Source organism: Nocardia neocaledoniensis, from assembly GCF_029868625.1.
Taxonomy (GTDB): Bacteria; Actinomycetota; Actinomycetes; order Mycobacteriales; family Mycobacteriaceae; genus Nocardia; species Nocardia neocaledoniensis_A.
On the sequence record NZ_JARWOJ010000338.1, the window covers coordinates 1 to 18013 of the forward strand.

Annotated in this window: 18 protein-coding genes; 6 read left to right on the forward strand and 12 right to left on the reverse strand. The window is 69.1% G+C overall.

Going from position 1 to position 18013, the window contains the following annotated elements; translation table 11 throughout:
* Nucleotides 1-203: 203 nt before the first annotated feature.
* Nucleotides 204-752, forward strand: a complete 549-nt coding sequence (locus tag QH270_RS26075) for a zinc-binding dehydrogenase (protein WP_280346716.1) — start codon at nucleotides 204-206, stop codon at nucleotides 750-752.
* Nucleotides 753-775: 23 nt separating this feature from the next.
* Nucleotides 776-1483, forward strand: coding sequence for a DUF6882 domain-containing protein (locus tag QH270_RS26080; RefSeq protein WP_280346717.1), 708 nt, complete (start codon nucleotides 776-778; stop codon nucleotides 1481-1483).
* Nucleotides 1484-1540: 57 nt separating this feature from the next.
* Here the strand turns inward: QH270_RS26080 and QH270_RS26085 are convergent, their stop codons facing one another.
* From QH270_RS26085 to QH270_RS26110, 6 genes are all read right to left on the reverse strand, one after another.
* Entirely contained in the window at nucleotides 1541-2299 is a 759-nt protein-coding gene (locus QH270_RS26085; protein ID WP_280346718.1) for an ESX secretion-associated protein EspG, read from the reverse strand.
* A 34-nt stretch (nucleotides 2300-2333) separates the two neighbouring features.
* Nucleotides 2334-3641 carry a hypothetical protein gene (locus QH270_RS26090; RefSeq protein ID WP_280346719.1) on the reverse strand — a complete coding sequence of 436 codons (1308 nt, stop codon included), beginning with the start codon at nucleotides 3639-3641 and terminating at the stop codon, nucleotides 2334-2336.
* Nucleotide 3642: 1 nt separating this feature from the next.
* The gene (locus QH270_RS26095) at nucleotides 3643-4020 is read right to left on the reverse strand and encodes a hypothetical protein (protein ID WP_280346720.1); all 378 of its coding nucleotides are present in this window, start codon (nucleotides 4018-4020) and stop codon (nucleotides 3643-3645) included.
* 18 nt (nucleotides 4021-4038) lie between these two features.
* Nucleotides 4039-4563 (reverse strand): DUF3558 domain-containing protein, encoded by a 525-nt coding sequence (locus QH270_RS26100; protein WP_280346721.1) that lies wholly within the window; start codon nucleotides 4561-4563, stop codon nucleotides 4039-4041.
* 414 nt (nucleotides 4564-4977) lie between these two features.
* Complete coding sequence (locus QH270_RS26105) at nucleotides 4978-5412, reverse strand: type II toxin-antitoxin system VapC family toxin (RefSeq protein WP_280346722.1); 435 nt, start codon at nucleotides 5410-5412, stop codon at nucleotides 4978-4980.
* Between the two features lie 175 nt (nucleotides 5413-5587).
* A complete protein-coding gene (locus tag QH270_RS26110; RefSeq protein ID WP_280346723.1) occupies nucleotides 5588-6196 on the reverse strand; it encodes a maleylpyruvate isomerase family mycothiol-dependent enzyme in 609 nt (202 codons plus the stop codon).
* Between the two features lie 70 nt (nucleotides 6197-6266).
* Here QH270_RS26110 and QH270_RS26115 point away from each other — a divergent pair, with 70 nt between their 5' ends.
* Complete coding sequence (locus tag QH270_RS26115; RefSeq protein ID WP_280346724.1) at nucleotides 6267-6701, forward strand: MarR family winged helix-turn-helix transcriptional regulator; 435 nt, start codon at nucleotides 6267-6269, stop codon at nucleotides 6699-6701.
* Here the strand turns inward: QH270_RS26115 and QH270_RS26120 are convergent.
* Complete coding sequence (locus tag QH270_RS26120) at nucleotides 6692-7297, reverse strand: dihydrofolate reductase family protein (protein ID WP_280346725.1); 606 nt, start codon at nucleotides 7295-7297, stop codon at nucleotides 6692-6694. The two genes, QH270_RS26115 and QH270_RS26120, sit on opposite strands and share 10 nt — an antisense overlap.
* A gap of 136 nt (nucleotides 7298-7433) precedes the next feature.
* On the opposite strand from QH270_RS26120, the gene QH270_RS26125 reads away from it, so the two are divergent.
* The 3 genes from QH270_RS26125 (at nucleotide 7434) to QH270_RS26135 (ending at nucleotide 10155) form a co-directional block, all read left to right on the forward strand.
* Nucleotides 7434-8003 carry a TetR/AcrR family transcriptional regulator gene (locus QH270_RS26125; protein ID WP_280346726.1) on the forward strand — a complete coding sequence of 190 codons (570 nt, stop codon included), beginning with the start codon at nucleotides 7434-7436 and terminating at the stop codon, nucleotides 8001-8003.
* 198 nt (nucleotides 8004-8201) lie between these two features.
* Complete coding sequence (locus QH270_RS26130) at nucleotides 8202-9362, forward strand: FAD-binding oxidoreductase (protein WP_280346727.1); 1161 nt, start codon at nucleotides 8202-8204, stop codon at nucleotides 9360-9362.
* A gap of 31 nt (nucleotides 9363-9393) precedes the next feature.
* Entirely contained in the window at nucleotides 9394-10155 is a 762-nt protein-coding gene (locus QH270_RS26135; RefSeq protein ID WP_280346728.1) for an FAD-binding oxidoreductase, read from the forward strand.
* A 1-nt stretch (nucleotide 10156) separates the two neighbouring features.
* On the opposite strand, the gene eccCb is transcribed toward QH270_RS26135, so the two are convergent.
* The 5 genes from eccCb to QH270_RS26160 form a co-directional block, all read right to left on the reverse strand.
* Entirely contained in the window at nucleotides 10157-14473 is a 4317-nt protein-coding gene (gene eccCb, locus QH270_RS26140) for a type VII secretion protein EccCb (RefSeq protein WP_280346729.1), read from the reverse strand.
* Nucleotides 14466-14837 (reverse strand): hypothetical protein, encoded by a 372-nt coding sequence (locus tag QH270_RS26145; protein ID WP_280346730.1) that lies wholly within the window; start codon nucleotides 14835-14837, stop codon nucleotides 14466-14468. Before QH270_RS26145 ends, eccCb begins: the two co-directional genes overlap by 8 nt.
* Before the next feature lie 58 nt (nucleotides 14838-14895).
* A complete protein-coding gene (locus QH270_RS26150; protein WP_280346731.1) occupies nucleotides 14896-16065 on the reverse strand; it encodes a globin domain-containing protein in 1170 nt (389 codons plus the stop codon).
* 612 nt (nucleotides 16066-16677) lie between these two features.
* Complete coding sequence (locus tag QH270_RS26155) at nucleotides 16678-17073, reverse strand: heat shock protein transcriptional repressor HspR (RefSeq protein WP_280218694.1); 396 nt, start codon at nucleotides 17071-17073, stop codon at nucleotides 16678-16680.
* Between the two features lie 2 nt (nucleotides 17074-17075).
* A partial coding sequence (locus tag QH270_RS26160) for a DnaJ C-terminal domain-containing protein (protein WP_280346732.1) occupies nucleotides 17076-18013 on the reverse strand: 938 nt, incomplete at its 5' end.

Below are 18013 nucleotides of genomic sequence, written 5' to 3' on the forward strand. Positions count from 1 at the left end.
GATCAGCACGGTCTGGCCGGGCTGGAGTCGCGGGGGCGGGGCGCGGGGCGGCGCGGGGGAGCCCCCCCCCCGCCGCCCCGCCCCCCGCCCCCCGGGGGCACCCCCCGGGGTAGGGCCCCGCGGGGGGGGGGGCGGGGGGGGGGGGGGGGGGCGACCGGGCGCCGGCCCGGGCCGCGGCCGCGCGACTCCAGCCCGGCCAGACCGTGCTGATCGTCGGCGCGACCGGCGGGGTCGGCTCGTTCCTGGTGCAGCTGGCGGCCATCGCGGGCGCGCACGTGATCGCCACCGCGCGCGGCGACGCCGCCGATCAGGTGTCCCGCCTCGGCGCCGACGAGATCGTCGACTACACCCGCCCGCGCCCCGTGGACCCGAACGTCGTCGACCCGGATCCCGCCGCCTACCGCGACTCCAGCGTCACCGACGCCGTCCACTTCACCCACCCCGACGGCATCGACGTCCTGTTCGACCTGATCAGCGGCCCCGTCGATTTCGCCAGGCACGCCACCCTCGTCCGCCGCGGCGGCCGCGCCTACTCCACCACCTGGGCCGCCGACGACACCGCCCTGCGCGAACACGACATCACCGGCGGCAACTTCGAATCCAAGGGCCGCGGACCGGAACTCACCGAACTCCTCACCCGCGTAGCCGCCGGCGACGTCGTCGTCCCCATCGAGGCCACCGTCCCCCTCGAGGCCGCCCCAGCCGTCCTCGGCGCCGGCAGCGCCCGCGGAAAGACCATCCTGGCAATCTGATTCGTGCCGGTAATGTCGCCACCATGCCTGAAGTGACACTGGCGAATCTGCTCGATGACGCGGCACTGTTCTCGTTCGAGCATCAGCTGCATCTGGCGGACGTGGTGGGAGATCGCCCGTGGAGTGTCGACCTGCGCACGGGCCGGTTCACCTTCACCGGCGATCAGCCCATCGAGTGCACCGCCGTCCACCTGCTCGGATCGGCGGCGCCCGGCCCGCAATCATGGCTGTGGTCGTGGGGCAATCCGGCCGGCTATCCCGACACCGTGACCGGTCTCGCGAGCTCGGCCCGCGACTTCGGAATCCATTACCGCATCAGCGAACTCGCCGATGTCGAGGTTCCGTTCGCGGCGCTGCCCGGTGCGCCCACCGTCGCCGAGGGCGCGGTGAACACCTTCATGGACGCCTGCAAGGCGGTGTCGGGGCGGTGGACCTCCTACAACGGTCCCGTCGGCGGCGGCACCCGCGCCGCCTTCCTCATCGAGCACCCGTCCTTCCAACTGCCCGCTCCCGCCGCGCCACGGCTGGCCCGGGTCCTCCAGCAGGGCCTCACCGAGTTCCCGCTGACCGACCACCGCCGAGCACTGCACGCGTACGCCAACCACCGCGGGCTCGGCATCACGTGGTCACCCGACCACAGTCGATCCACCGTCACCACAGCCGGTTTCACCGCCGAACTGACCTTCGACGAGTTGGCCAGAACCAAGGCGATCGATGTCCAGATGGGTTGAGGCCTCGACCCGGTGCTGACCGTGATGGCTGTCCGAACGAACGCGCCGAGATGATTCTCACGGGGCTCGGTAGGTGCCGTTCTTGGCCTTGAGGGCGGTGGTGGTGAGCATGTCGGTGAGAGTGGTACGGAGGCGGGTGGGGGTGGTGGGTTTGGCGATGAAGGTGGTTTCGCCGTAGAAGACGTAGCGGCCGTCGTTGGTGAGGTCGTGGAGCTGGAAGTCGTCGCGGCCTTCGGTGTGGCGGTTGTCGACGCTGGCATGGGCGTAGACGCCGATGTGGGTGAGGGTGTCGGTGGGTTTGGCGAGGAAGGTTTCGAGTCGTTCGCGCGGGGTGGGGTTCCACGGGTCGCGGACGTGGGGGCGGGGGGACGCGAGTTCGGCCGCGGTGACCTTGATTTCGCGGCCCTTGCCGGGGGCGACGGTGGGCAGAGTGGCCAGGACTGCGGTGGCGAGGGCGGCGGGCGGCATCAGCTGGAGGGTGATGTCGCCGGGTTCGGCGCCGTCGTCAGGGGCTTGCACGGCCAAGGCGGCGTACGACTCCCGTGTGCCGCCGTGGGCACGGATGGTGCGGACGGCGCCGGAGCCGCCCGCGACCTCGACACGGGCGTGCGGCGCCAGCAGGGCGGCCATCGCGGCATCGAGGTCGCTGTCGAACTCGGCCATCAGGTTTTCGGCGGCTTTGCGGCGCAGCCGCAGGATCTCCGCCTGCGATTCCACGTTCGCGTGCTGATGACGCAGTGGATACGGGAGCACGTCGCGGCCCGCCGCCTCCCACAGCGTGCGGAAGTCTAGAGCGGTGAGATGCCAGGTTCGCACGGGAAATCTACTCTGTTTCATCGGTTTCGGCGTTTCAGTCGGCGCCGATGACGGGCGGGACGACCTTGGGCACGTCGTCCAGGCCGGTGAGCTCGTCACCGTGCTCCTGGGTGATCAGGTAGTCGGGGACACCCTTGGTGGACTCGTCGTCCTTGCCGCCGCCCCGCGCACCGGGGGCGCCCATGCCCGCCATGCCCGCACGGCCCGCGGCCCCTGCGGCGGCGCCGGAAGCCCGCGCACCCGCGGCCGACGTGCCCGCCGTCGAGCCGCCGCCGGGTACCGCGCCGCCGGGAGCCGGGGTGCTCGGTCCAGCCGAGCCGGGCGCGCCCGCGCCGCCGGGCGATCCACCGGGCGATCCGGAACCCGGGGCCGCGGATCCCGGCGCCACGGCGGTGGGCGACGTCGCGCCGGGATCGGTCGACTGCGGTGTGGTCGGGTCCGCCGTGCCCGTGTCGTCATCGGTCGACGCAGCATCGTCTGACGTGTCGTCGGTGGACGTGTCGTCGGTGGGCGTGGTCGACGCAGGTACCGTGGCAACCGGATTCGCCGCAGGCTGACCGGAGTCCGGCGTCGTCGAATTCGGCTGGCCGGAAACAGGTCTCGTCGCGCCGTCGGTCGCGCCGGGGTCGGCGGAGTCGACGCCCTTCGGGACCGGGATGACCGGAACCCGGTCGTCGGATTCGTGAATCACCGGGGCGTAGACGGTTTGGAGCACCCGCACCGCCTCGACCCGCGCGTTCTCCTGCGCCACATCGTCATTGCGCCAGGCCCTTCCCTGGAAGAGCCCGCCGAGGTTGTCCAGCCCGCTGCGGTGCTCCGGCGCGAACGGGACGAGTCGCTTGGTCGGCTCCAGGCCGGTGCGGAGTTCGTCGAGCTTGGTCTTGGTGAGCGCCGCCGCGGTGGTGACCCGCTTACCCGTGGTGTCGTACGCGGCGAGCGTCTGGGCGGCGGCCGCGGCCGCGGCGCCGGACCAGACATCGGGCGACATGCCGCGGGTGATCTGCTTGCGGAACTCGTCGAGCGAAGTGCTGTTGCGGGTGGCGATCTCGTTCCACGCGTTGATCAGGTCGTTCACCGCGGTGAGATCGATCTTGTCGACCTTGGCGCGCAGATCCGCGACACTTCCGGTGAACGGATCGGTCGACATCACCATCTTCGGGCGGTACTCGCCGTCGAAGCCCAGTTCGTTCGCCTTGCGCCGGGTGCCGTCGCGCTGGGTGTTGTACTGGTCCTGGATATCGGCGATATCGGAACCATCGAGCTCGCTGTGATCCTTGGACGGTGTGATGAGCTCGCGCAGCCCGCCGAAGAGGTCGAGGCCGGCGATGTTCGGGACGGACATCTCAGCTCACCTGCTCGGAGGTGTAGTCGATGGCATTGGCGGTTTCGATGTCTTGGCCGGTGATGCGTTTGAAGGAGAGCGCGAAGACTTCGCGTAGCTGTTTCACGGCTTCGATGTCCTTCATGATGACGCTGTCGATCGAATTCTCGTCGCCGGTCGCTTGCAGCAGGAACTTCTTCTCGAGATCCTTGCCCATCTGGAAATCGCCGAATCCGCTGACAGCCTGGGCGCGGCGGGTGACGCTGCGCAGGTTGTCGAGGTCGAGAATCCGCTGGTCACAGGCCTTGTACATGTGATAGGCGGCTTGCTCGTCGTTCAGATAGACCTCGCCGGCCCGTGCCTGGCCGAGCAGCTGGCCGTACGGAGTTGCTCCCGTCATATGGTTATCGCCCCCACGTCATCTCGGAAAGATCGGCACGAGGTTCTCCCCCACCCGCGCCAAGGTCGTACAGGGATCTGTCAGATTGTCGAGGCTCGCACGATTCAAGACCTGCAGCTGGACGATGCCCTGCGCGGCTGGGAACACCACGTCACAGTCGAGTTCCTTCGATGCCCCCGTCACCCGGAACTCTCGACCGGAGCGCCCGGCGATGGTGACGTCACGGAAGTCGACATTGCCCGGCTTCTGCTCGAAGTCGGCCACGGACTTGTTCGTCGTGTAGATCGTGAGCGAGTACGTTTGCCCCTCCCAGCCACAGATCTCCCACCCGGACTGCGGAACCCCCGCAACCCCCTTCTCCTCCGTCCCGGGATCCACCCCCGCACTCCGCAGCACGTCATCGGAAATCTCGGTGCACGGATTCCACAGCGCCGGCCGGGCCGTCGTGGTCGCGCCCTTCGACGAGCTCTGGCCCGACTCGCATCCCGCCAATCCGGCGACCGCCAGCCCAGCCACCAGCACCGCTGTACCTGCGCGTTTCATCCCCACCCCTTCTCGCCGGACACTGCTCTGACCTGGGACATTAGCACGGAAGCACGGCTGTGGACGGGGCCGCGGCGGTTGGTCGACGGGCGTGACGGCGAGGGCAAACCGGTGGTGAATCGGCCCGCGCTCGCGCCGGCTGTCACCGAGCGGGTACTCGACCATCCAGCGCCCACGCCGGTGGTTCCGAGCGCCCGCGGCTACGCGGCCGACGACTTCGACGCGTCGGTTCGGGATGTACCGATGAACTTCCAGCCGACGGGGTGTGCGTGTGGCCCGGCGCGGTCCCGCACTATCCGCGCGAGTACGGCGTGGCGCCGGAGCCCGCGCCGATCCAGCACATCGCGGGCAAGAACTTCGTGCTCGGAACGGTCGGCGAGCAGGCGCGGCCGGCGGCGGTGCGGTTGTCGCCGGTCAGGTATGTTCGGCGTCCCACGGACAGAGGACCGGAACGTCGATCACCTCGAAATGGCGGATGTTTCGGGTGACCACGGTGAGCCGGTTCGCGATCGCCGTCGCCGCGATGAGAGCGTCGATCGGGTCGACGGAGCGACCCGATCGGTCCGCTGCCGCCCTGAGGGCGCCCCATGCGAGCGAGACCGCGATGTCGGCGCTGAGCAATCTGCGCTCGAAACGCGCGGGTAGGTCGTTGTCGAGCCAGTGTTCGAGCAGCGTCCGACGGTTGCCATCGGGCGGCAAACGGTTTATGCCCCTCCGCAATTCGCCCATGGTGACGGCGCTCAGGTGGGTTCGGTCTTCGTCGACCCCGCTGAGCCAGGCCACCAGGCCGGGATTCGGGCGGGGCTTGATCAGCTCCGAGATGGCGTCGGTGTCGAGGAGATAGTTCACAGCTCGACGGCCCGGTGCGCCGGGTCGCTGCGTTCGCGAGAGAAATGGCGAAGCTCGTCCTCGGGCAGAGCCGCAAGGGGTGACGCGGCGAAGAACTCGACCAGAGTGTCGGCACGCGCGGTGCGGGTCAGAATCGTCGATAGCGGACTGGCGTCAATTCGGCTACCGGCGACGCTCAGACTCGGTCGACACCGGGACCGGTCAGTACCGGATGGCGGCCGGTGAGGAGCAGGAGCAGGTCGAGGGTGCTGCCGCGCAGCTCGGGACCGGAGCCCGCGGTCCAGGCCGAGTCCTCGGCGACCAGGGTGACGTCGGCGAAGCGGCGTTTGGCCCAGAAGGGCCAGCCCATGGTCCAGACCCGCTGGGCCGCAACGGCTGCCGACTCGGGTGCGACGGTGATGACCCGGCCGAGCGGGCGGGCGATGTCCTGGGCGTGGACGATCACGTCGTAGTGGATGTTGCGATAGTTGGTGACCGCGGGGAGACGGCGCGAGTCGGCGACGGCGCGCAGGTCGGCCACGAGATCGGGGACGGCGTCGGCGTGGCGGACGGCGATGTCGTGGTTGAGGCGGTGGAAGCTGCCGCGGGCGCGCGCGGCCTCGCGGAGCATGCCGAGCGGACCGGGCGGTTGCGCGGCGAGAGCCACATGGGCGGCGACATCGCGGACGCGCCAGCCGTCGCAGAGGGAGGGGCTGTCGAGCTCGGCCGGAGTGAGATCGGCGAGCAGGTCGGCGATGGCGCGGCGCTGTTCGGCGATGGTTCGCCAGTGCTGATCGATGTCCATGATCGGGCTCCCAATTAGTCAGCCTTTCTGATTAATATAGTCAGGGAAGCTGACCGAATCAAGGAGTGGGATGGCCGACGAACTCAACCTCGGCGTGCTGCTGTTCGTCCCGTATCGGGAGATGGAGCGGCGGGTGCTGGTCGCGCTGGGCGAGGCCGGATTCGACGATCTGACGCAGGCGCAGGCGCGGCTGGTCGCCCGACTCGGGACAGCGGGGTCGCGACTCACCGAGCTGGCCGCCCAGGCGCAGGTCACCAAGCAGACCGCGGGCGTGCTCGTCGAGCAGCTCGTGCGCACCGGGTACCTGCGGCGCGAGCCAGACCCCACCGACGGACGGGCACGGCTGCTGCGGCCGGCCGAGAAGGGGCGGCGCGCGGTCGAGGTGGCGAATCACGCCGCGTCCCAAGTGGAATCGGAGTGGGTCGACCACCTCGGCGCGCGCGGCGCCCGTGAGCTGCGCAAGGCGTTGACGGCCTTGCGCGCGATCACCGACCCCTACGCCTGAGACGGGCCGCCGGTCTCCGGAACTCCGCCGAGGCGGCGGTAACGCGTCAGCAGAACGCCCGCCGGGAACGTCTTCGCCGGTTCGGACTGCGCGAAGCGGGTCGGCGCGCTGCCCTCGGGGAAGATCTTCTTGCCCACGCCCAGCACGATCGGATAGACCCACAGGTTCAGCTGGTCGACCAGGCCGTCGCGGAGCAGGGTTTGCAGCAGATCGGCGCTACCCCAGGTGTGGATCTGCCGATGGCGCTCACGCAGGGCGCGCACCTCGGTGCCCACGTCGGTGATCTGGGTGGTCGCGTCCCAGGACAGATCGGGAGTGCCCCGGGACGCGACGTATTTGGGGACGCGGTTGAAGACCGCGCCGACCTCGTCGGACTGATGCGGCCAGTACGAGGCGAAGATCTGGTAGGTCGTGTGACCGAGCAGCAGTGCGTCGGACGCCCTGATGTCCTCGACCACCTGGCGGCCGGACTCCTCGTCGTTGAAGGGCCATTCCCAGCCGGCGAACTCGAAGTCGCCGTCTTGTTCGGTGGGGCCACCGTTGGCCTGGACCACGCCGTCGAGCGTGGCGTGCATGTTGACGTGTAGCTCACCCATTGTGATCGCCTCGATCGTGTTGTGTCCGAACGGAACACCTCCCCGGCAGGCGCCGGCGAAGGGCGAGGATTCTTGAACGGGGTATCAGTGGCGCCAGCCTAACATGTACATACCTATACGAGATAGACTCCATCGCATGCCACCCGCACCTCGGCGCCGGGCCGATGCCGAACGCAGCATCGCCGCGATCGTCGCCGCGGCCCGCAAGACCCTCGGCGCCGATCCCGACGCCACCACCGAGGAGATCGCCAAGGTCGCCGGGGTCGGGCGGATGACCCTCTACGGCCACTTCCGCACCCGCGCCGACCTGGTCGAGGCGGCCATGGTCGACGCGCTGCGAGAAGGCGAGACCACCCTCTCGGCGGTCGACCTCACCGGCGACGCGGGCCAAGCACTGATGCGGCTGCTCACGGCCACCTGGCCGCTGGTCGCGGAGGCCGCCAAACTGCGCGCCGCCGCCGACGGCGTCCTGCCCGCCGGGCGCATGCGCGAACTGCACGCCGCCCCGGCCGCCCGGGTGGCGGACCTGATCCACCGCGGCCAGGACGAAGGCGCGTTCCGCACCGATCTGCCCCTAGACTGGCTGGTCGACACCGTCTACTACGTGCTCAACGGCGCCGCCGAGGGCCTGCGCACCGGCCGCCTGCCCGCCGCCGACGCCGACCGCGTGGTCATCGCGACGGTGCACTCGATCCTGACCGCCTGAGCGCGAAAGATCACCGACGCGTATCGATGGGCGCGAGCGCGCGCCGAGCGGGCACGCGCGGCATACACTCCCTCCGGCGAGGCGGGGCGTGATGAGCATCCCTGCACCGAGCGGCGGTTTTCGGTGGATACTTGAGAAGGTGCCCGCCACCGGGCGGGGCCACATTGCGGCAATTTCAGGGAAAGGGAGCTTGACGACGTGGATGCGCGTTCGCTTGCGCTGGTCCGCGCCGATTTCCGCGGGGTGTCGGAGACACCCGGTGGTCCAGAGCGACTGATCAGCGCTTTCTATGGTCACCTGTTCGCGCAGAACCCGGCGTTACGGGAGCTCTTCCCGCCCGCGATGGACATGATGCCCAAGCGCCTGGTGACGGCGCTGCAGTACGTCCTGGACAACCTGGAGGACTTCGAGCGCGCGCAGAAGTTCCTCGAGCAACTCGCCCGCGACCACCGCAAGTACGGTGTCGAGGCCGACCACTACGACCTGGCGGGCCGAGCCCTGCTGGCCGCCCTGCGCACCTTCCACGGCAACCGCTGGACCAGGGAATTGCACGAGGGCTGGAGCGACGTCACCATCCTGGTGTCGGCGTCGATGGCGATCGGCGCCAACGAGGACAAGTCGCAGCCGTTCTGGGGCGCCACCGTCGTCGGACACCGCAAGGTCCTCGACGACCTGGCCATCGTCCGGCTGCAGGCCGACGGGCCGATCCCGTTCAAGGCCGGGCAGTACGTGCCGGTGCAGGTGCCGCAGCGGCCGAACATGTGGCGCTACTTCTCCCCCGCGATCCCCGCCAACCCCTACGGTGAGATCGAGTTCCATGTGCGGCGCATCAGCGGCGGCTGGGTGAGCCCCGCGATCGTCAACGACACCAAAGTCGGCGACCGGTGGAAGATCGCCGGACCGCTCGGCGGCCTGCACGTCGACCGGGAATCCGGACGCGACGTGCTGCTCATCGGCTCCGGCACCGGCATCTCGCCGTTGCGCGCGCAACTGATCGAGATGAGCCAGCGCGGCATCAATCCCCGCGTGCACTTCTTCATCGGCGGTCGCTTCCCCGGCGACCTCTACGACGTGGACAACATGTGGCAGCTCTCGCAGTCGAACCCCTGGCTGACCGTCGTGCCGGTCTGCGAGGAGCGCACCGATCCGTGGTGGTACCCGCAGAAGCCGGCCGAACCGCCGATGGGCATGCACCGGCGCCTCGTCGGTAATCTGGGCGCGGTGGTGACCAGCTTCGGCGCGTGGGCCGACCGCCAGATCCAGATCGCCGGCTCGCCGCGGATGATCGCCGAGACCCGTCGCACGCTCATCAGGGCCGGTACGCCGCCGGAGATCATCGCGTCCGACCCCGTCAGCTGAGAACCCTTCCCGCCCTTCGTGAAAGAGGCCGATGAGTAGCAGCGAGTACCCCGATCCCGCCTGGACGGCGACCGTCGTCGGCCATCACCGCCTGCGCAACGACATCGCCGTGATCCGGCTGATCGGCGACTTCGTACCGTTCGCGGCGGGCGGGTCGGTGGAGGTGGAGGTGCCGCAGCATCCGGGAGTGCGGCGCCGGTTCTCCCCCGCGCTGCCGCCCTCGCTGGACGGCAAGCTCGAATTCCATGTCCGCACGGTGCCCGGCGGCTGGTGCTCGAGTTCGATCGTGGCCGACACCAAGGCCGGTGATCAGTGGCGGATCAACGCGCCGCACAGCGTCTACCACATCGCGCCGGAGACCACCGAGGTGGTGATGATCGCGGGCGGCACCGGGCTGGCGCCGCTGCGCTCCCAGATCCTCGACCTGGCCCGCCGCGAGAACCCGCCCCGCACCTACCTCTTCTTCGGCGGCCGTTCGCCGCGCGATCTCTACGCCTCCGACATGCTCTACCTGCTGTCGGGCGAATTGCCATGGCTGACAGTGATTCCGGTGGTCGAAAGCCCCGACGACCCGTCGATTCGCGACGAGTGGCACGAACACTCGCGTGTCGACATCGGCTTCGCTCCGGCGGAGATGCTGCACGGTACCCTCGCCGACGTCGCGGCCGCGCACGGCCCGTTCGACCAGCACCAGGTGCTGGTCTGCGGTTCCCCGGCCATGGTCCGCACGACGGTGGACCGGCTCATCGAAGCCGGGACGCCCCCGGCCAGCATCACCGCCGAAGGCGCCTGAATCACAGCCGGGCAGGCAGATTGGCGATCTGGACCAGTTCGTGTGAGCGGGTGCGCGAGGCCATGATGCCGCGACCGGGCGGAAGGGGCGTCGGGCGGACGTCGCCGATGATCCTGCCCTCGTCGCGGGAGCCGCTCATGACCAGGGTCTCCACCGACAGGTTCTTCAACGCGCCGAGGACCGGGTCGTACAGTGCTCGCGAGACGCCGCCGGTGCGGCGGGCGACGATGAAGTGCAGTCCGATGTCGCGGGCCAGCGGGAAGTACTCCACCAGTGCCATAAAGGGATTCGACATCGAGTTCGGGGCGACGATGTCGTAGTCGTCGACGACGACATAGAGCTCCGGGCCCGACCACCAGCTGCGTTCACGCAACTGCTGCGGGGTGGTGTCGGGGCCGGGGATGCGCCCGGCCAGCACATTCGCCACCTCGGCGATGATCGGCGCCGCCGCCGTCGCGGAGCTGGCGTAGCCGGCCAGATGACCGCCCTCGACCTCGCCGAGCAGGCCGCGCCGGTAGTCGATCAGCACGATGGCCGCTTGCGCCGGGGTGGCGTTCTCGACGATCCCGGTGATGATGTTGCGCAGCAGCGTGGTCTTTCCGCACTCCATGTCGGCGAAGGCCATGAAGTGCGGTTCGGTGGTGAAATCCAGGACCAGCGGCTGCAGTTCGGATTCACAGAGGCCGACGACCACGGTGGTCGGACTCGTCCGGACACCGTGCTCGCTCGCGATCTCGAGCAGTGCCTCGCGGGAGATGTCGAGTGGCAGCATGCGTACGGCGGGCGCGCGCTGCGGCCCGTACTGCGCGGCGACCTCGGCCACCGCCGCGTTCAGGCCGCGGCTGAGCGTCGCGGGGTCGGTATCGGAATCGAGGCGGGGCAGCGCGATCAGCATGTGCAGGTGGTCGGCGGTGAGACCGCGACCCGGTTGATCCTGCGGCACCTGGTTCGCGGCCCTGCGGTCGATCTCGGACTCGGACGGGTCGCCCAGCCGCAGTTCGATCTTGGTGCCGAGCTGGCTCCGCGTCATCGAGCGGATCTCGGCCCAGCGCGTCGCGGTGATCAGCAGGTGGATGCCGTAGGCGAGTCCGCGCGTGGCGATGGCGTTGATCTGTGGTTCGAGCGCTTCGAACTCGTCGGCGATCACGCGCCAGCCGTCGATCACCAGCACCACGTGCGCGTACCGATCCGACGGCGACGCGGTGGCCTGCTCGCCCTCGGCCGCACCGCGGCGCCGGTATTCCGCCATCGACTCGACACCCAGTTCGGCGAAGCGCTGCTCGCGCCTGCGCAGCAGCGTGCTGAGCTCGGCGAGGGTGCGCCGGACCCGATCGGTGTCCAGGCGTCCCGCCACCGAACCGACATGCGGCAGCTCCGCCACCCCGAGCAGGCCGCCGCCGCCGAAATCCAGGCAGTAGAACTGCAATTGGTCGGGGCTGTGCGTCACCGCCGCCGACAGCACGATCGTCTGCAGGGTGGTCGACTTGCCCGCACGCGGACCGCCGACCACGGCGACATGCCCGCCCGCTCCGGTCAGGTCGAGCAGCAGTGTGCCGCGGCGATGCTCGGCCGGTTCGTCGACCATGCCGATGGGCATCCGCAATTCGCCGACCGCGGTCGGCTCCGTTCGCCGATCATGGTCGGGCAACAGCAGATCCACCGTCGGGGAGACCGACAGCGGTGGCAGCCACACCGGGTACGCCTGCCTGCCGTGCCCGATGATCCTGGACACCACCGCCTCCAGCACCGTGCGCTGTTCGGCGCCGTCGGCGGACGCGCCGGTGTCGCTGCGGCCGACATAGGCCGATTTGAACCGCACCGGGTCGGCGGCGTCGACGCGCAGGTAGCCGGAGCCCGGATCACTGGACAGGTGATAGGCGTCGGGCGTGCCGATCACGGCGCGGGATTCGTTGGCGGAGAAAGTACGCAGGCCGATCCGGTAGGACAGGTGCGTTTCCAGGCCGCGCAGCATGTTCTCGTCGAACCGCTGCGAGGCGAGCAGCTGGTGCACCCGGATCGAGCGGCCGAGGCGGCCGATCATGACGAATACGTCGATGAAATCCGGTTTCTGCGAGAGCAACTCCGAGAACTCGTCGACCACGATGAGCAACGCGGGCAGCGGGTCGAGCGGCGCGCCCGCCGCCCGCGCCCGCTCGTAGTCGGCGACATTGGCGAAATTGCCACCGGCCCTGAGCAGGTCCTGCCTGCGGGCGACCTCACCGGCCAGCGCGGCCTTCATCCGATCGACGAGGGAGAGGTCCGCCTCCAGATTGGTGATGACGGCGGACACGTGCGGCAGCGAGTCCAAGCCGAGGAAGGTCGCGCCGCCCTTGAAATCGATCAGCACCAGGTTCAGCGCGTCCGGGGAGTGGGTGGTGGCGAGGGCGAGGATGAGGGTGCGCAGGAATTCCGACTTCCCGGATCCGGTCGCACCGATGCACAACCCGTGCGGACCCATGCCGTGCTCGGCCGACTCCTTCAGATCCAGCTCGACCACATCGCCGGTGGCGCTCACCCCGATCGGCACGCGCAAGCGGTCGCGGCTGTCACGGGCCCGCCACAGCGCCTCGACATCGAAGTCGCGTGAGCCGAGGCCCAGCAGGTCGGGTAGGTCGATCTCGCCGTCGAGCGGCGACCGGCCGGTGCCGTCGAGCGTGCGGACGAACTGGTTGCCGCGCACCAGATCGACCAGTTCGGCGGCACCGTCGGAGATCTCCGCCGCGCTCAGCAGTTCCGGCTGTAGCTCGCGCAGGTCCGGCATGGCCACGCGGAAGGGTCGCTCCCCGAACAGGGCCCAGCCCGGTCCGTCGGGCAGGCGGGCGGCGCGTTCCGGGTGCAGGCGCGAATCGGCGGGGCGGTGCAGGCGCAGTTCGATGTGCGCCGAGAGCAGGTCGACGAGATCACCGGGCGCCTCGTTCCAGTCGCGGGCGGTCACCACCAGGTGCACCCCGTATTCCGGACCCGCGCTGGCGATCTGCTTGATCCTGGCGTCGAAACCGGCGATCTGCTCGCGGAAATCGCCGAGCCGGTCGATGAGCAGGAAGATGTCGGGCACCGCGGTGGCCAGGGTCGGTCGCGCGGCGCGCAGGCTGCTCGGGGAATCGATGCCGGATTCCCGGTACAGCCGCTTGCGGTTGCGGATCTCGGCGCTCACCCGGTCCAGGACCGCGTCCACCTTCTCCAGTTCGTCGTCGCCCACCGCACTGGCGATGTGGGGTAGGGCGCTCATCGAGCCGAGGCGGTTGCTCGATTCGAGCACATAGAGTTTCACCTCGTCGGGCGAATGGGTGAGCGCCAGCGAACCGGTGAGGGTGCGCAGCAGGGTGCTCTTGCCCGAGCCGGCGCGGCCGACGATCAGCAGGTTGCGATCCGCGCCGGACAGATCCAGCCACACAGTCTCCCCCGGCACGCCGTCGGTGCGCCGCTCCTGGCCGATGGGCACCTTCAAACGGCCGGTGCCCCACCAGTTCGCGGCCCGCAGCCCGCCGTCGGGGGTCTGTTCGAGCCGGCCCATGAGCGAGCCGAGCTGTACCCGGTCGCCGACCTCGATGAGGTTGGACTGGCGGCGCCGGACCCTGGCGATATAGACCTCGTCCTTGAAGACGCCGTAGTGGTTCGGGGTCTGCCTGGTGGTGCGGGCGCGGACGTCGGCGTGCACGAAGGTCCACAGGTCGTGGGTGCCGATCAGGCCGCTGCCGTTGTCGGCCTGGCCGGTGCCGATGCCCTTCACCAGCGCCGAGGTGAACACCGACAGGGGCGCGGAGTCGCCGTCGGCGCGCCCCTCGGAGGCGGTCTCCACCGCGCTCGACGCCGTCAGCACGCAGATGCCGTCGCCCGCCGCGAGCTGCTGGGCGACATCGTCGATGGTCGGCGCGGACTTGATCACCTCGGAACCGAGGAACGCGCCGCTGTAGCAGCAGTCGAGCACGATGATCTTCGCCGCCGCGGGGGACTCACGAATCAGCTCGCGGATGAACGAGGACGACACAGCGGTGCTGCTCAGCAGCTGCGGATCGGTATTGCCCACGGCCAGATACAGATTCTGCCGGGTGCGCAGCCCGTGACCGGAGAAGTAGAACAGGATGACGTCGTCGGGTTCGGCGCCGCGGAAGACACGCTCGATGCTGCGCTCGATCTCGGCCTTGGACTCGTTGATGAGCAGCTCGGTCGGGCGGAAGCCGCCGATCTCGGGGTCGCGCAGCAGTTCCCGGAGCTGCTCGGCGTCGGAGATGGGCGCGTAGAGCCGCGACAGTCCGTCGAAGTGGTAGGTGTCGTTCGCTACGAAGAGCGCGATTCGTCGCCCGGTCGGGCTACTCATCACGCAGCAGGTCGCCGAACTTCTCGACGACATTGTCGACCTGGGCCAGGCCGGGCCGCACGATGGTGACCTCGCGATCGCCCCGCTTGATCGTGATCGACTCCGCCTTCGAGCGCTCGAGGAACTTCAAGCTCACGTCCCGGATCGCCCAGACCACGGTGCCCAGCGCCCCACCCGAGAGCAGCAGCTGGCCGATCTGTTCGACCGCGCCGGACTTCTCGCCGCTCGACGCGGCGCTCGTCACCGGGGCGACGTGGAGTCCGCCGATCTCGGCCAGGTCGGCCCGCAGTTCTCCGGTGACCTCGTCGAGCCATTCGGCATCGCGACGCCCCCCGGAATTGACCACCAGCACAACGCCATCCATCGATCCGCCCTCCCAGAAGTGATCACGCTCGCGAGACCACTCTAACCAGGAGGCAGGCTCAGAACAGCGGATCGTGGCGGATGGACTTGGCCTGGGTACCCGCCGCCATCAGGCGGAACTTGGTGGTCTGCACCATCGACGGGGAGCCGACGATCTGCACGTCGCGGTCGGCCCACGGGCCGTAGGCGGCGACGACCTTGCCGATCTGGCCGGTCATCCGCGGTTCGAGTCCGGGTAGCTCGGCGTGCGGTTCGCCGGAATCGTAGTACCACCACGGGTTCTCGTCGCTCTCGGTGACGGGGGTGACGGTGAGCCATTTGTTGGCGACGGCCAGCTGGCTGAGAACCTGCAGGTCGTAGAGGTCGCACGGGTGGTGGCCACCGACGAACAGGTGCACCTTCGGGTTCACCCGGCGCTGCGCCATCGCCATGACCTGCGCCCGCAGCGGCGCGATGCCGGTGCCGCAGCCGACCATGAGCATCTTGCGCTTGGTGTTGCGCGGCACGCCGAGCCCGCCGAGCGGGGAACCGAGCAGCCACTGGTCGCCCACGTTGGTGTGCGAGACCATGGCCGGGCTCACCCACCCGCCGAGCACGCTGCGCACGTGGAACTCGATCTCGCCGTTGGCGTTCGCCGGGTTGGCCGGGGACAGATACCGCCACATCCGCGGCCGCGCCGGCACCTGGACACTGAGGTACTGACCGGCCGCGTACTCCATCGGCTGATCGAGCTGGACGCGGATGACCGCGAGATTGCGCAGCACCTCACGACGTTCGACGACGGTCGCGCTCCAGGCCGGCGGGGTGGTCTCCTTGTCGGCGGCGCTGATCATCGCGCCGCTGATGGTGGCCAGGCCCTCGTCCCAGGCGGTGGCTACCTCGTCGGTCCACATCTCGGTGCCCGCGAACTGACGCATGGCCGACTTGAGCGAGTTGGCCACGGCGACGTAGTGGGCGGGCTGCACACCGTACTTGCGGTGATCGCGGCCGAGCTGGGCCAGGAACGGCAGCAGCTTGTCCGGCTCCTCGAGCCGGTCGAGTGCGTAGGAGATGGCCTTGACGAGCCGGTCGCGCTGGGCGTCCATGGCCGCCGGGAAGTAGTCACGGATACCCGGGTAGTCCGTGAACAGGATCGAATAGAACGATCTGGCCAGCCGCTCGGACCCACCGTCTTCCGCAGCAACCGCCTTGAACGTAGTACGGATCAAAGCGACAGTCCGCGAATCCATATGTGTCACAACCTCGTTTCGCCATCGAACGCTAGCCGCGCCGGCGAGTGACGGGCTGGGAGGACACTCGTCAGCAGCCGATGCGAGAAGTGTAGGCGAGGTTTGCCAGCTTAGGAATCGTACTCTTAAACATCACACGTGTAATTCAGAAAAAACCAGGCGGTTTGTAGTCGGTTCCCGCTGAAAACATACGCTCAGCCTGCTAAAGGCCGCAGAATGTGACCACAAGCCCCTAAGGTCGACCCGGCAAAACCGGCATTCGAGACCCAACCTGCCTGGTAGAGCGACCTTTCCGCTACGCGCCGGGCGTCTCATCCGCCGACGCGCCGTGCCGCGACACGCGGGTAACCCGGGCCGCAGGGCCTGGTATAGGGCGTGGAATTCGGCGCCGATCGGCCCGAATTCAGCGTCCAGCCAGCAAACTTCCGTGATGGTCCTGTGATATATCCGCACCTCACAGGGTTGCGGCGGCAGGATTCACGGACAAGATCACGAATAAGTGGGTTGCTGGAGAATCACCAGCCGGTCGCCGGGGGTTGACCGAAGACGAACGAGCCCCCGCCCACGACCGCCGGAGCGGATCATGGGCGGGGGCCCGGGTACCTGGTTGGCCTAGCGCCGATGCCTCGGCTGCCACACCACGAGCGCGGTACTGCGCTGCGGCGGCGACAGGTCGGGCCGATAGCCCGCCCGCAACCGCTCCAGCTCCGCACTCATCTCCTCGACGCGCTGTTGCAGCGCCTCGACCTGGTTGGTCAGCTCGATGATGCGCTTGATGCCCGCGAGGTTGACACCCTCGTCCTGCGACAGCCGCTGCACTTCACGCAGCAGCTCGACGTCGCGGGCCGAGTACCGGCGTCCGCCACCCGAAGTGCGTTGGGGGGTGACCAGACCCAGCCGGTCATAGGTGCGCAGGGTCTGCGCGTGCATACCCGCCAGCTGAGCCGCCACCGAGATCATGAAGAACTCGGCACGCGCCCCGGACGCGGACTTCGGATCATCGGACATCGTCAAGCACCCGCCCATCCCGCACGCGGATCGAAGCCACCCGCCTTCTCGGCCTCCTGATAGCGCTTGAGCGCATCGGTGGCATCGGAATCCAGGTGCTGGGGAACCGCGACCTTCACCGTGACCAGCAGATCACCGGCGCCGCCCGCCGCGCCGCGCTTGGGCACACCGCGACCACGTACCCGCAGGATACGCCCGTCGGCGGTGCCCGGCGGCACCTTCACACCGACCCGGCCGTCCAGCGTCGGCACGGAAACAGTTGTCCCCAATACCAATTCGCTATAACTCACCGGGAGCACCAGGGTGAGATCGTCGCCCTGGCGGCCGAAGACCTTGTCCTGGCTGACGTGCACGGTCACGTAGAGATCGCCCGAAGGCGCCCCACGCAGCCCCGCCTCGCCCTGCCCGGCCAGCCGGATCTTCTGCCCGTCACTGACACCGGGCGGGATACGCACGGTGATGGTGCGGGTGCGGTTCTGGATACCGGTGCCCGAACAGTCGACGCACGGGTCGTCGATGATCGAGCCGGTACCGCGGCAGTCGTCACAGGGCTCGCTGAAACCGAACGCGCCCTGATTACGGCTGACCACGCCGGAACCGTTGCAGTGCGGGCACACCCGCGGGCTGGTGCCCGGCTTGGCGCCGCTGCCGTGACAGGTCGTACACGGCGAGGGACTGGTCATCCGCAGCGGAACGGTGACGCCCTGAGCCGCCTCGCGGAAGCCCAGCGTCGTCTCGGTCTCCACGTCGGCGCCGCGGGGGGGGCCCGCAACCCCCCCCCCGCCCCCCCCGGGGGACAAGCCGCCCCACAGGTCGAGCACCGGTTCACCGTCGACCGTGACGCACAGTGCCGCACCGAGTTCCGCGCCGGAGCCGAGGTGTTCGTCGAAGGCCGCGCGCACGGCCGCGAAATCGTCGTGGCAGAAGCCCGAGGAGCTGC

Coding starts and splice junctions, on each gene's coding strand:
- QH270_RS26080 (WP_280346717.1), top strand. CDS start 776: ATGCCTGAAGTGACACTGGCGAATCTGCTCGATGACGCGGCACTGTTC.
- QH270_RS26090 (WP_280346719.1), bottom strand. CDS start 3,641: ATGTCCGTCCCGAACATCGCCGGCCTCGACCTCTTCGGCGGGCTGCGC.
- QH270_RS26095 (WP_280346720.1), bottom strand. CDS start 4,020: ATGACGGGAGCAACTCCGTACGGCCAGCTGCTCGGCCAGGCACGGGCC.
- QH270_RS26100 (WP_280346721.1), bottom strand. CDS start 4,563: ATGAAACGCGCAGGTACAGCGGTGCTGGTGGCTGGGCTGGCGGTCGCC.
- QH270_RS26110 (WP_280346723.1), bottom strand. CDS start 6,196: ATGGACATCGATCAGCACTGGCGAACCATCGCCGAACAGCGCCGCGCC.
- QH270_RS26115 (WP_280346724.1), top strand. CDS start 6,267: ATGGCCGACGAACTCAACCTCGGCGTGCTGCTGTTCGTCCCGTATCGG.
- QH270_RS26120 (WP_280346725.1), bottom strand. CDS start 7,297: ATGGGTGAGCTACACGTCAACATGCACGCCACGCTCGACGGCGTGGTC.
- QH270_RS26125 (WP_280346726.1), top strand. CDS start 7,434: ATGCCACCCGCACCTCGGCGCCGGGCCGATGCCGAACGCAGCATCGCC.
- QH270_RS26135 (WP_280346728.1), top strand. CDS start 9,394: ATGAGTAGCAGCGAGTACCCCGATCCCGCCTGGACGGCGACCGTCGTC.
- eccCb (WP_280346729.1), bottom strand. CDS start 14,473: ATGAGTAGCCCGACCGGGCGACGAATCGCGCTCTTCGTAGCGAACGAC.
- QH270_RS26145 (WP_280346730.1), bottom strand. CDS start 14,837: ATGGATGGCGTTGTGCTGGTGGTCAATTCCGGGGGGCGTCGCGATGCC.
- QH270_RS26150 (WP_280346731.1), bottom strand. CDS start 16,065: ATGGATTCGCGGACTGTCGCTTTGATCCGTACTACGTTCAAGGCGGTT.
- QH270_RS26155 (WP_280218694.1), bottom strand. CDS start 17,073: ATGTCCGATGATCCGAAGTCCGCGTCCGGGGCGCGTGCCGAGTTCTTC.